The sequence below is a fragment of the Winogradskyella litorisediminis genome (assembly GCF_042675765.1).
Classification (GTDB): Bacteria; Bacteroidota; Bacteroidia; order Flavobacteriales; family Flavobacteriaceae; genus Winogradskyella; species Winogradskyella litorisediminis.
In genome coordinates this window covers 207,442-221,576 of the sequence record NZ_JBHTJL010000009.1, presented here as the reverse complement: position 1 = coordinate 221,576, position 14,135 = coordinate 207,442, and the positions used below count along the sequence as shown (strand labels likewise).

General features: G+C 34.6%; 6 protein-coding genes. 5 read left to right on the top strand and 1 reads right to left on the bottom strand.

Features of this window, described 5'->3' with window-relative positions:
* Nucleotides 1–114: 114 nt before the first annotated feature.
* Entirely contained in the window at nucleotides 115–1,224 is a 1,110-nt protein-coding gene (locus ACFQ1Q_RS03335; RefSeq protein ID WP_386127971.1) for a formylglycine-generating enzyme family protein, read from the bottom strand.
* Nucleotides 1,225–1,285: 61 nt separating this feature from the next.
* Here ACFQ1Q_RS03335 and ACFQ1Q_RS03330 point away from each other — a divergent pair, with 61 nt between their 5' ends.
* The 5 genes from ACFQ1Q_RS03330 to ACFQ1Q_RS03310 all read left to right on the top strand — a co-directional run bounded on the left by ACFQ1Q_RS03330 (nucleotide 1,286) and on the right by ACFQ1Q_RS03310 (nucleotide 14,119).
* Entirely contained in the window at nucleotides 1,286–5,179 is a 3,894-nt protein-coding gene (locus tag ACFQ1Q_RS03330) for a hybrid sensor histidine kinase/response regulator transcription factor (RefSeq protein WP_386127969.1), read from the top strand.
* A gap of 170 nt (nucleotides 5,180–5,349) precedes the next feature.
* Nucleotides 5,350–8,526 (top strand): SusC/RagA family TonB-linked outer membrane protein, encoded by a 3,177-nt coding sequence (locus ACFQ1Q_RS03325; protein ID WP_386127967.1) that lies wholly within the window; start codon nucleotides 5,350–5,352, stop codon nucleotides 8,524–8,526.
* An 11-nt stretch (nucleotides 8,527–8,537) separates the two neighbouring features.
* Complete coding sequence (locus ACFQ1Q_RS03320) at nucleotides 8,538–10,070, top strand: RagB/SusD family nutrient uptake outer membrane protein (RefSeq protein ID WP_386127965.1); 1,533 nt, start codon at nucleotides 8,538–8,540, stop codon at nucleotides 10,068–10,070.
* Nucleotides 10,071–10,086: 16 nt separating this feature from the next.
* Nucleotides 10,087–12,477, top strand: a complete 2,391-nt coding sequence (locus tag ACFQ1Q_RS03315) for a glycoside hydrolase family 3 N-terminal domain-containing protein (protein WP_386127963.1) — start codon at nucleotides 10,087–10,089, stop codon at nucleotides 12,475–12,477.
* Nucleotide 12,478: 1 nt separating this feature from the next.
* On the top strand, nucleotides 12,479–14,119 hold the full coding sequence (locus ACFQ1Q_RS03310) for a sulfatase family protein (protein WP_386127961.1): 1,641 nt from the start codon (nucleotides 12,479–12,481) through the stop codon (nucleotides 14,117–14,119).
* Nucleotides 14,120–14,135: the final 16 nt, after the last annotated feature.

The window sequence follows — 14,135 nt, the reverse complement described above, 5'->3', positions numbered from 1 at the left end:
ATTTTAAGTCATTTAAACCTTTGATTTATGACTATCAGAACAAGATTTTTTCAACGAGGTTTTCTTATTGTTTAATTTAGAATAGCAGATTACAATTGTTTTATAAAAGTTGATTTAAGGCTTATTATTTTTTAACATAGCGAAATTCAATACCGTTCTAAATCCTAAGTGGTCTGTACCAGAATCTTTACTGGTAGACATCCTTGCAGAAATACGATAACTTGCGCAATAACTATCATGGCATAAGTACGAGCCTCCTTTCATTACCATTTCTACTTGATATGGATTTTGTGGATTGTAGTAAGACGTAGCGCCTTTTGGATTGTCAACAACCTCATTGCTGTTTATATTTATATAGTAGTTTTCGTTATAAATATCGCTAGTCCATTCCCAAACATTCCCTAACATATCGTAAATACCAGCACTATTGGGTTCGTAAGATTTTACAGGCGCTAAATACGAGAAACCATCGCTAGGAATGTTTTTTACAGGAAATTGTCCTTGCCAAGTATTAGCCTTGTTTATTATTTCTTCTTTTTCATTGCCCCAAGTATATATATTGTCTGTATTATTTCCTTGCGCTGCAGATTCCCATTCGGCTTCGGTTGGTAAGCGTCTATTTGCCCATTTGCAATATGCAAGAGCATCTTCATAAGCAATATGTACAACAGGATAATTGTCTTTGCCTTCGATGCTACTTTCTGGACCTTCGGGATGCTTCCAATTGGCACCAATTTTCCAAGTCCACCATTGCGAATAATTATTCATCCCTACAACACCTTCAACATTTTTATTAAAAATAAGACTTCCTGGTTGTAATATAGAATCATGAGGTTTTGGAGTATTAGGTGGTAATTCTTTTTTCATTTCGTCCCAATCAATCGGTCTTTCTGCAACAGTTATATAACCGGTCTCATCAACAAATTTTCTAAATTGTGCATTGGTCACTTCGGTTTTATCTATAAAAAAAGCATCTACCTTTACCATATGTGCAGGTTTTTCTCTGGGCATAGCATAAGCATCACCCGATTTTGCACCTCTTAAAAATATTTTTTCTTCAATAAGAACCATACCTTCTGGTGGTGTTATTGCTTCTGTAGCGTCTTTAATTTCTTTGTTTTTGTTTTCTGTGTCTTGATTTTCAGAAGGTTCTTGATTCTTGCAATTAATTAAAGCTAGAGAAAATAGTAATAGTGATATGTAGGTAAACTTTGTGTACTTCATTTTAGAGGCTTATTTGTTTCAAAATAATTACATTTGGTTTAATTATTATCAAATATAGGGATTGAAAATTATTAGATATACATTATTGTTCACGCTTTTTTGCATTATAAGCATTAATGCTCAAAGTTCTATTGAATTTCAGCAGCTTATTGGTAAAAATACGCCAACACCAAGTATTACTTATGGCATTGAGTCTGATAGTATTGGGAATATCTGGATTGCTTCAGAAGAAGGCGTTTTAAAGCATAATTCTAAATCTTACGTCACTTACAATTCTTACAGAGGACTTCCTTCAATATTAAATAATCGAATTAAGGAGATTTTTGTAGATTCTAAACAGCGTGTTTGGATTGGTTCTGAAAAAGGTGTTGGTCTATACAATAAAGATTTTGACCGATTTGATTATGTGCAAAGTACATCCGAACTCAATCCATCATTGGTAGAAGTTATAATTGAAGATGAAGAGAAAAATATTTGGGTAGGAGCTTATAACGGACTATGGAAATATGATAACGAGACTAAAAAACTTCATCGAAAATTAGAAGGTCATAACATCGAAGCTCTAGCATCTATTAACAGAAAAATTGTTTTTGGAACTTCTAAAGGCGCTTTTATTTTCAATACCGACAGGAGTTTAGATGAAATAAACGCCGACATTAAAAATGTAAGAAGTATAGTTAATATTGATGATGTATTATTTATTGGAACAAAATCTGGTGAGTTGTTCAAAACCGATTTAACTGCAAGTTCAGCAACTCAGATTCAATTTAATTTCGACCTTTCAGATGCTATAACAGATATTATAAAAGACAGCGATAATACAATCTTGTTGGCTACGGACGGCGAAGGTATTTTTAGACTAAATTCTGAATTTAAAAAAATAGCACACTTTACAGAAGACCCAAACAATCCATTTTCCATATCTAGTAATGGGATTTACGACATCGAATATGGTAAAGAAGATATTTTATGGATTGCGACTTATGGCGGAGGTTTAAACTATCTGAAATCTAGCGATGCTATTTTCGAAAACATTAGACACAAAATAAATAATAAGAATAGCCTTTTAGCCAATTTTACACGTTCTATTGCTGAGGATAATAAAGGTAATGTATGGTTTGGCACCAAAAAAGGGATTAGTGTCTGGAACAAATCGACAAATAAATGGAAGCATATTACCAATTTTGGTAATAACAACGATAGCGATGATGCCATTGTATTAGCTATGACCTTGCGAGCTAATTACATGTGGGTTGGCACATATAATAAAGGGCTTTATAAAATTGATGTTGATGATCTTAAACCTATAAGAATTTCTAAGAACTCAAAAGCCGATATAATAGAAAAGGCTTATGCAGTTTTTAAAGATTCTAACGGCAATATTTGGGCAGGAGGTATTGAAAAAGGATTGACCGTTTTCTCTAAAGATAATCAGGTTTCAACCTATCCTATTCAGCAGATAAAATCCATAACAGAGTTACAAAATGGCGATATTTTGGCCGCAGGAAGACGAGGTGTTTATAGAATTAATCACTCTAAAGAAACATTTGGGCTTATAGAAAATCTTATTCCAGACCAAAGTTTTTTAGCCTACGCGACGATTAACAGTGTGTTGCAACTGTCTAAAAACAAACTTGTTTTGGCAACTAATGGCGAAGGCTTAGTTTTTTATAATTTAGAAACTAAGGAGGTTAAAAAAATCACAAAGGAAAACGGAATGCCTTCAGATGTGGTTCAAGGTGTTTTACTTTCAGACAGCAATCAAATTTGGGCAAGTACTACAAGTGGTATTGTTAATTTAAATATCAAGGGAAAAGACACCATCATAAATGTTTACGACAAAAAAGACGGACTAGCGAGTACAGAATACAACTACGGGAGCTTTTACAAATTTAAGGACGGAACTCTGGCGTTTGGAGGTGTAGATGGCGTGACATCTTTTAATCCAAAAAATATTAAGATGGAAGGCTATAAGCCAAACCTAGTTTTCGAAACTTTTAAACTATCTAACGAATTAATTCTTCCAGGTAAAGAACCCTTAAATAAACATATAAATCTTACCGATGATATTAATATAGAACACTATAACAACTCGTTTGAGTTAGAGTTCGCAGGAGTTTCGCAACGATTGTCTTCAAAATTAAAATACTCTTGGATATTAGACGGATTTGACGAAGATTGGTCAAAACCCGGAAGTAATAGTATAGCCACTTACACAAATATTAACCCTGGAAATTATACATTTAAAGTCAAAGCCATAAATAAATATGGCGTTTCTAGTGATGTAAGGGATATTCAAATAACTGTTAATGCGCCTTGGTGGGCGACTAAAAAAGCCTATCTCATCTATGTGCTTTTACTAATAGGTTTGTTATATGCCATCGTACATTTTACAAGTGTAATTATTAAAAAGAAAAATGCCGACGAGCAAATAGACTTTTTTAATAACATTACGCACGAGATAAAAACACCACTTACAATCTTAATTTCTTCTTTAGATAATGTCACCGAAGATGTTTCCTCAGGAAAAGACAGCAAAAAAAGAATAAAGACCACTGTAAAGAGAATAAATTCTCTTTTTGAGCAGATGCTCAACTTTCAGAAGGTGACAACAGAAGATAATCTAAATCTCAACATCACAGAAATTGATGTTTTTGCAAGTATTCAACAACGTATCAATAATTTTAAGCCTTTAACAGAGGAACACGATATCACAATAGAGTTTAATAATACGTGGAACGAATCTTTGTTTTTCGGAAAAGACAATTTCGATAAGATTATACTTAACCTCTTATCTAATGCCATAAAATATTCGCATAAAGGTGGGACAATTCAAATTAATACTTCAAAAACTGCCAATGGCGAATTTAAACTTGAAGTTATAGATAACGGTATAGGAATTCCTAAAGACCAACAAAAACATATATTAAAGCGATATTTTAGAGCTCGAAACGTTATAAATAGTCAGCGTGTTGGTACAGGTTTAGGACTAATGATGGTAAAAAAGATATTAGAAAAAACCGAAGGTTCTATAAGTTTCACGAGTCAAGAAAATAAAGGAACAACATTTATTGTATTTATAAAAAACTTAAAAGAAGACTATAATAAAAGTCTTGTTTCCGCTGAAAATACTGTGGCTAAAAATGATATTGAAGCAGAACCAAACCAAGATGAATTATCAGAATTAAGCGATAGTAAAATCTTAATTGTTGAAGATAATGACGAGCTGCGTGATGTGCTCTCTAGAACTTTAGGAAATTATTTTCAGGTTTTTGAGGCAAAAAACGGTATTGAAGGTTTAGAGATGGCATCAACCATGTTCCCGAACATTATAATAACAGACCTTATTATGCCAGAAATGGATGGCATGCAAATGGCCAAAAAATTAAAAGAAGATATTAGCCTTAATCATATTCCGGTTTTTATGCTTACCGTACTCCAAAATTCTGAACAGAAGCTCGAGAGTATCGAAACAGGAATTTCAGAATATCTAGAAAAACCAGTGGATATTAAATATCTGTTAGCAAAAATTACAAACACCCTTAAATGGCAAAATAAACTGAAGAAAAAGTTTATTCACCAAGGTGATGTTGAGAGTGCAGAAATCTTCAGAAATAAAAACGACCAAGATTTTCTTATGCAGTTAGAAGAAAAGGTTATAGAAAATATCGAAAATGAAAACTTCTCTGTACATGATTTGTCTGGTAGTTTTGGCATGAGCAGAACGTCACTTTATATGAAGTTAAAAACACTTATAGATTTATCACCTCAAGATTTTATAATTCATACTAAATTAAAACGTGCAAAGTCGCTTTTAGTTAAAGGCAATTTAAGTATTAAAGAAGTGGCTTATAGGTCTGGATTTTCCAATCCAAAATACTTTAGTACATCCTTCAAAAAATTCTACGGAATGACGCCGAGTGGATTTATTGATAGCCTAAAAAAGGATAAATAACCTCAATTACTACTTCTTTCGGATAACTATTTCTTTTAGTTTTAACTGTCGAAAACATCAATTTTACTTGTATTACAATGGGTTTGACAATTAACAAACCTTTTATGATGCTTTTTGCAACTAGGTAATCAGAGAAAAAAATAATTTAGCCCTAATTAACTTTATTAATCATGAAGCAACACATATTTCTAGCACTATTATTGTTTTCTGCATTTTCTTTTTCTCAGACAACTATAAAAGGAACAGTTACAGATAATAATAATTTCCCACTTCCAGGAGCCTCAATTTTGGTAAAAGGAACAACAAAAGGAGAAATTACAGATATCGACGGTAAATTCGATTTAAGCTTAGAGAAAATACCAGCAACCTTAGTTGTAAGTTATATAGGTTTTAAAACAAAAGAAATAGTCGTAGACAAGCAGACAGAATTAACAATTAAGTTAGAAGAAGACACTGCTACTTTAGATGAAATTGTAATTATAGGTTATGGTCAAGTCACTAAAGAAGATGTTACAGGTTCTGTTTCAAAAATTAAACCAAAAGAAGATGCTGTTGCGCAAGCGCAAACAGTACAAGACTTAATACAAGGTAGAGCTGCGGGTGTAACTGTGAGTGCTAATAGTTTTGAGCCTGGAGCCACAACGAGTATAAGAATACGTGGTATAAATAGTTTAACAGGTAATACTGAGCCTTTATATGTAATTGATGGTATAATTGTAGATTCTGCTACAGAAGATGTTCTCGATCCATTACAAGGAGGAAATAGTTCTTTGTCTTCTCAAAATGGTATTACAGGCGTAAACCCAAGAGATATAGCTAGTGTTGAAATATTAAAAGACGCTTCTGCAACAGCTATTTATGGTTCAAGAGGTGCAAATGGAGTGGTTATTATCACAACTAAAACAGGTAAAAGAGGTAATGCAAAGTTCAATTATTCAACCACAACAAGGTCAGGACAAGTTGTAAACGAAATAGATGTACTATCAACTGGAGAATACATAAACTATTTTAATGACGTACAAGCAAACAATGGTTTTTCGCCACGCTTTTATGTTTATCCTGATGGAAGTTTTGCTGAGTTTTCAAACAATGAGCAGTTTATGATAGATAATGCAGACACTATCCCAAGACTAGAAGGTGTGGACTGGAGCGACGATACATTTAAAAGTTCTATAACAACTACGCACAGATTAACTGCTTCTGGAGGTTCTGATACGGGAGATTACTATTTTGGATTGGGTTACGTAAAAAATGAAGGAGTTGTACCAAATGCTTTTACAAAAAGTGTAGACTTAAATATTAAATTAAACAATCAGCTTAACGATAAGCTTAAGCTTTCAACAAAAATTTCGGCGTTTTATGGAGATTTTTCAGCTTCAAAAGGAACAGAAGATTTGGGTGGTAACAATAATAACCTTGTACGACAAATTATTTCTGGAGCTCCAATTTTAAATTTAAGTGCTAACTTTTTTGGTCTTCAAGATGATTTTACCGAAAATTTAGATGGTCCAAGAGCTTGGATTACTGATTATGACGATTTATCTACAGAAATTAGACTATTAGGTTCATTAGGCTTAAACTACAAGCTGTCAGATATTTTTACTTACGACTTACGTGTTGGAACAGATTATAGAAATAAAGAGCGTAAAGTTTGGTACGGTACATCGATTTTTAGAGGTGCTAATGTTAACGGCGAAGCTGGTATTGCAAACCTTTCGAGATTTAGATATAACATTGATAATACATTACGATTTAGAAAAAGATTTAATAAAAACCATAACATCAACGGGACTGTTGGTGTAATTGTCGACCAAAGATTTTCTAAACAAGTGGCAAACACGGGTTCTGGATTTGCAGTGAAGGATTTAAGAGCAGATGGTATTGGTAACGCTCAGGTAACGCAGCCTACAGTATTATTAAGAGAGAATGAATCTTTATTATCATTTTTAGGTCGATTTAATTATACCTTAAAAAACAAATATTTATTCACAGCAACTTACCGTGCAGATGGAAGTAGTCGTTTTGCACCAGGTAACCGTTGGGGTCATTTTCCAGCTGTTGCATTAGCATGGAAAGTAGATAAAGAAAAATGGCTTAAAAAAGTTGAAAGTTTAGATGAATTTAAACTAAGATTAGGTTGGGGACTTACAGGAAATCAAGCTATACCTAACTATAGATTCTACACATTAATGACTGGTTTTAATCTCCCGCCATATGGCGATGTCTCTAATGGTGCACAAAACGGTTTAGTGCCAGCGTTTTTAGCTAATCCAGACTTAACGTGGGAAACATCTAGCCAATTCAATGCAGGAGTCGATGTCTCTCTTTGGGATAGAGTAACGTTTACAGGAGATGTTTTTTACAAAGAAGTAAATGATTTATTACAGAACAGACAGATTGGACCTTCAAACGGTTTCGATTCAGTTTTTGTAAATCAAGGTACACTTATAAACCAAGGTATTGAATTATCATTCTCTGCTGATGTTATTAAAAAAGATGATTTAAATCTCAATGTATATGGAAATATTTCTTTCATAAAAAATAAAATTCAAGATTTAGGAATTCCACCAGCACCATTCGGAAATCAAACCTACAGTGCTTATTTTGGAAGACGTATCTCTGGAGGTACCTTCTTTAAAGTACCTGCAAATATTTTTATAGAAGGTCAGGCACCAGGATTATTCTTTGGATTTCAGACCAACGGAATTATCAGCGATACCGACCAATTACAAAACTCACCTTCTTTCCAAGGAATTGCGCCACAACTTGGTGATGTAAGACTCGTAGACCAAAACGGAGATGGTAATATTACCGATGCTGATAGAACAATAATAGGAGACCCAAATCCAGACTTTACTTTTGGTTTTGGTTCAACTCTTGAATATAAAAGAGTTTCTCTAAGTTTCTTTTTTAATGGTGTTTATGGAAATGATATCGCCAATGGAAACTTACTAAGAGAAGCCTATGCAGGTGGTTTCAATTCTGATAATATCCGAACAGAGGCTTATGTTAATGCGTGGACACCCCAAAATCCTAATAGTACGTTTCCTAGAGTTGGTTACGATTTAGCGCCAAACACTGGATTTACAGACAGAATTGTAGAAGACGGTAGTTTTTTAAGGCTTAACTATATCACGTTAGGGTATAATATTCCAGTTGAAGATACTAACTTCTTCGATAGTGCTTATGTGTCCGTTTCGGGTCAAAATTTATGGTTGCTTACTAATTATAGTGGTTACGACCCAGAAGTCAATAGTTTTGCTTTCGACCCAAGTAGACAAGGAATTGATTGGAACTCATTTCCAAATCAAAGGTCAATTTCATTATCATTAAATCTTAGCTTTTAATAATATTCATTATGAAAAATTATAAACACATTATTCTTACAGTTCTTAGTCTAGTATTTTTTATTAGTTGTGAAGACTACCTAGAAGAAGAACCTGTTACAGATTTTTTTACTGAACAAATATTTACAACAGAATCTGCGGTAGAATCTGCTGTTACTGGGATGTATATCGAATTTTCAAGTTTTGCCTATCATGGGTCAGGCATGCTTAACGCAATGATGCCTATGTCTGGTAAATTTTGGTCAAGCCAAGTGGCAAATGTAGATGCCACAAGCTTAAATGCAACACCTTCGAATATAAATATCAATCAGTTGTGGGGCGGCATGTATTCTACAATAAATAGTTGCAATGTTGTCATAAAAAATCTTGAAGACTCAGCAGTTGAGTTAAACAATAGAGATACATCGTTAGGTCAAGCCTATTTGCTTCGAGGTATAACTTATTTTGATTTGGTAAGATTATGGGGCGGAGTTCCTTTAAAAACAGAGCCTGCAACTTCAGATAACTTAAATACGCCAAGAAGCACTAAAGAAGAAGTGTACACACAAATAATCTCAGATTTGCAATTGGCTAAAGAATTACTGCCGGATTTAGGTGAATATAATCCATCTAGGCCAGCAAAATATGTCGCTAATACTTATTTAGCAAAAGTTTATATGCAATTAGCAGGAGAAGATAATGGCAATCCTGCGCTTTGGCAATCTGCTTATAATGAAGCTATAGAAGTATTTGGAAAATATAGTTTAGTGAGTACTTATGCAGAACTTTTCGATATAAGTAACGAAAATAATTCGGAATCCATGTTTGAGATTCAGTATACAAGTGAAGGTGGTCGCAGAAGCTCCGATGCTATAAGAATGTTTAATCCTAATAACATTTTTCCCAATGTGAATACGTTTGGTAGAATACGACCTAACAAAGAAGTTTTTGATCAACACGTAAATGAATATACAGAACAAGACCCTAGAGTGGATGCAACTTTTTACTACGGAAGTTATACAAGAGCAAACGGAAGCAGTCAAAATTTATATCCAACAATTACCAATAACAACAATGGTTTTGCTTGTATTAGAAAATATACAGACCCGAGCTACAATGGTACAACAACCGAAAGAAACTTTTATAAGCTGAGGTATGCAGATGTTCTTTTAATGCTCGCGGAAATAGAGAACGAACTTAATGGGCCAACAAATGCTTATCAGTACGTTAACGAGGTGCTTGCAAGAGCTAGAAATACAGAAAGTGGAGTAGTAGCTGAGCCTGCCGATTGGAGCGGAATGACACAAGACGAGTTTAGGATGCGAATCATGAGAGAGCGCCAGTACGAATTACTTGCCGAAGGACATTCTTGGTACGACACACGAAGACGCGGCTACGAATACTTTTTAGATGAGGTAATAACCCTTCATAATACACAACCAAATTTAGGAAATAGAGATTATATCTATCCAATAAGCGTAAAGAATATGCTTATGCCAATACCTTCGGATGAGATAAATAGTAACGAATCTATTTCTGAAGCTGATCAAAACCCTGGATATTAATTTTTTAAGAATAAAAATGAAATTTAAAAATAGCAACTCTATAACTATTACTATTAAAGTACTCATATTTTTCATTGTACTATTAACTGCTTGTAGCGATTCTAAAACGGCTAATTCAGATGCAAATCCTCTTTATTTAGATGCAACAGCATCCGTTGAAGACAGAGTCGAAGACTTAATGTCTAGGATGACATTAGAAGAGAAAATCTATCAGATGTGCCAATATGTTGGCTTAGAACATATGAAACAGGCTGAGGCAAAAATCTCACCAGAAGAATTAGAAAAAAATGATGCCCTTGGTTTCTATCCTGGCGTTCGTAGCGATAGTGTCGGCCGTCTTGCAGAAGCTGGTAAAATAGGTTCATTTCTTCATGTTGTAACTGCAGAAGAAGCAAACTATTTACAGAGTTTGGCTCAAAAATCCCGATTAAAAATTCCCCTATTAATCGGGATTGATGCCATTCATGGAAATGGACTTGTAAGTGGCTCAACAATTTATCCATCACCAATTTCTCAAGCTGCGACTTTTGCTGATGATTTAATTTTAGAAGGAAGCAGACAAACTGCACTCGAAATGAGAGCCAACGGTATGCATTGGTCATTTACACCAAACATAGATGTACTCCGTGACCCGCGTTGGGGAAGAACAGGAGAAACCTTTGGTGAAGACCCATTTTTAGTAGGTAATATGGGCGTGGCAACCATAAAAGGTTTACAAACTGATGACTTTACAGGAAACGACAAGGTCATTGCCTGTGCCAAACATTTAATTGCAGGAAGTCAGTCTGTAAATGGACTTAATGCATCTCCAACAGATGTATCTAAACGTACCTTATTCGAGGTTTTTCTTCCGCCTTATAGAAGAGCCGTTCAAGAGGCGGATTTGTATTCTATAATGGCAGCACATAACGAAGTTGCAGGAATGCCAGGTCATATGGACAAGTTTATGATGACAGAATTAATGAGAGAACGTTGGGGCTTCGATGGTTTTTATGTTAGTGATTGGAACGATATTTCAAGAATTGCACTTTGGCATAACGTAGCTAAAGATTTTAAGCAATCTATAGAATTCTCAGTCAATGCAGGCATGGATATGAACATGCATGGTATTTTGTTCGATACGCTTTTAACCGAATTAGTAAACGAAGGTCGTGTAGAAGAACAACGAGTAGACGAAGCCTGTCGTAAAATATTAGAAGCCAAATTTAAATTGGGACTTTTTGAAAATCCTTTTGTAGAAGTAGAAAAAGCTAAGGATTTTAACTTTAATAAAGCACACCAAGAGAATGCTTTAGAGCAATCGAGACGATCCATAGTACTTCAAAAAAATAAAAATAACACATTACCACTTTCTGAAAATGGTAACGGCAAAACCATTTTTATTACTGGGCCAAATGCCAATAACCAAACGACACTAGGCGATTGGGTTTCTCCTCAACCAGAAGAGAATATCGTTACCATGTTAGAAGGCATTACAGAGCTTGGAGAGACTAATGGTTATAAAATTAATTATTTCGATTCTGGTGACAGGTCTAAGGAAATTACACAAGAAAATATCGAAAAAGCAAAACAACAAGCTCGTAGTGCCGATATGATTGTTTTAGTGCTTGGAGAAAATTCTTTTCGTCATGACTGGAAACGTAAGACTACCGGAGAGAATATTGATAGAGCTACTCTAAAATTATCTGGAAATCAAATGAAGTTGGCAGATAAAATGTTTGAGCTTAATAAGCCAGTTATTGTTGTTTACGTCAGTGGTAGCCCTATTGCAGAACCATGGTTAGAGCAACGTGCAGCAGCAGTTGTAAATACTTGGGAGAGTGGTGCATTTGCAGGCCAAGCTACAGCAGAAATACTATTTGGTAAAGTAAATCCTTCAGGTAAATTACCATTAACCATTCCACGAAGTGTAGGACAACTACAAATGATTTATAATCACAAACCAACGGCTTTTATTCATAAATACAATACAGAGAAAAAGAAGCCATTACACCCGTTTGGTTTTGGTTTAAGTTATTCAAAATTCGAATTTTCAGAACCAAGAGCTTCTAAAATACAGTTCAATGATAAAGAAGACGCAATTACAATATCTGTAGATGTAACAAACACCAGTGATGTAGATGGAGAAGAAGTTGTTCAACTATACATCAGAGATAATATTAGTTCTTACACAAGACCGGTAAAAGAACTAAAAGGGTATAAGCGTGTCGCGATAAAGGCAGAAGAGACTAAAACAGTAGATATTGCTGTTACAGCAGAGAGTTTAGCGATGTACGATAAAGATTTCAACTTTGTCGTAGAACCAGGAGATTTTACCATAATGACTGGAAATTCGTCTGCCGATAGTTCACTTAAAACAACAACAATTTCTGTAGCGGAATTGATAACACTTGATAAAGCAAAATAGTATGAATAAGCTATTAAAATTGGGTTTAATATGTGGAGTTTTACTCGTGTCTTGTAAGGAGACAGGTAAGGCTATTGCATACCAATCTTCTAAACCTGTAATTACCGAAAGACCGAACATTATATACATCATGGCCGACGATTTAACCACGCAAGCCATTAGCGCTTATGGTGGCATTTATAAAGATATCGCGCCTACACCAAATATCGATAGAATTGCCAAAGAAGGCATGTTGTTTCAAGACGTACTTTGTACAAATGCTATATGTGGGCCATCGAGAGCTGCAATTCTAACAGGTAATTATAGCAATCTTAACGGTTATTATAAAAACGAAAGCGGTGGAAAATTCGATGCTAGTCAGTGGACCTTTCCACAAGAGTTTCAGAAAAATGGCTATCAAACCTCTCTCTTTGGAAAATGGCATTTAGGAACAGAACCAAAAGGTTTTGATGTGTTTAAATATCATAATTCCGCAGGACAACAAGGACACTACTGGAATCCGACATACAACATCAATGGTGAAGATAAAAAAGTAGAAGGCTATTCAACCAATTTAAGCACAGATTTTGCCATGGAATGGTTAGAAAATGAGCGTAAAAAAGATGACCCTTTTATGATGGTACTCCAATACAAAGCACCACATAGACCTTGGGAGCCAGACACAAAATATGAGCAGCTTTGGGAAGATATCGAAATGCCTTATCCTTCAAATTTTAACGACGATTATAAAGGAAGAGAACTAACTGCAGGAGATACAGAAATGACCATGGATTATTTTTCTCGTCGGGACATGAAGTTTGAAGAGCCTAAAGGACTTCAAGGAAAAGAAAAACTTAAATGGGCATTTTATGGTGCAAAACCAGGAGAGATTGTACAACCCGAAGGAATGACCGCTGAAGAAGGAAAAAAATGGAGGTATCAAACTTACATTAAAGATTACTTGGCTTGTGTAAAGTCTGTAGATGACAATATTGGTCGAGTACTTAAATACTTAGATGATAATAATCTGACAGAAAATACTGTGATAGTCTTAACTTCAGACCAAGGATTTTATTTAGGAGAGCATGGTTTTTTTGATAAAAGATTTATCTACGAAGAATCGCTAAGAATGCCATTTATGGTGCGTTATCCAAAAATGATTAAGCCAGAAAGTGTTAATAATGACATCATAACAAATATTGATTTTGCACCTACATTGTTAGAATTAGCAAATATTGATACCACGCAGAAAATGCAAGGCGAAAGTTTTGTGCCTATTTTAGAAGGAGACACACCGAACGATTGGAAGCAAGCGATGTATTATCATTATTACGAGTTTCCGTATTGGCACCATGTTCAGCCGCATTACGGTATTAGGACTCAAAAATATACTTTAGCTCATTTTTACTATAATATTGATGTTTGGGAACTTTATGATTTAGAGAAAGACCCACAACAGATGAATAATGTTATTAACGATCCACAATACGCTAGCGTTGTATCGGAATTAAAGGAGCAATTAAAGGACTTAATGAAAGATTCAAAAAACGATAAGTCTCTAGAAGAGTTCAGAAAAATAACCGACACGGATTTTGGCTCGATAGTCGATAAGAAAGATGACGAAACTTCCGTTCAGGATATTTTAACAGGGAAGAGCAATTAATAATATACCAAGTATT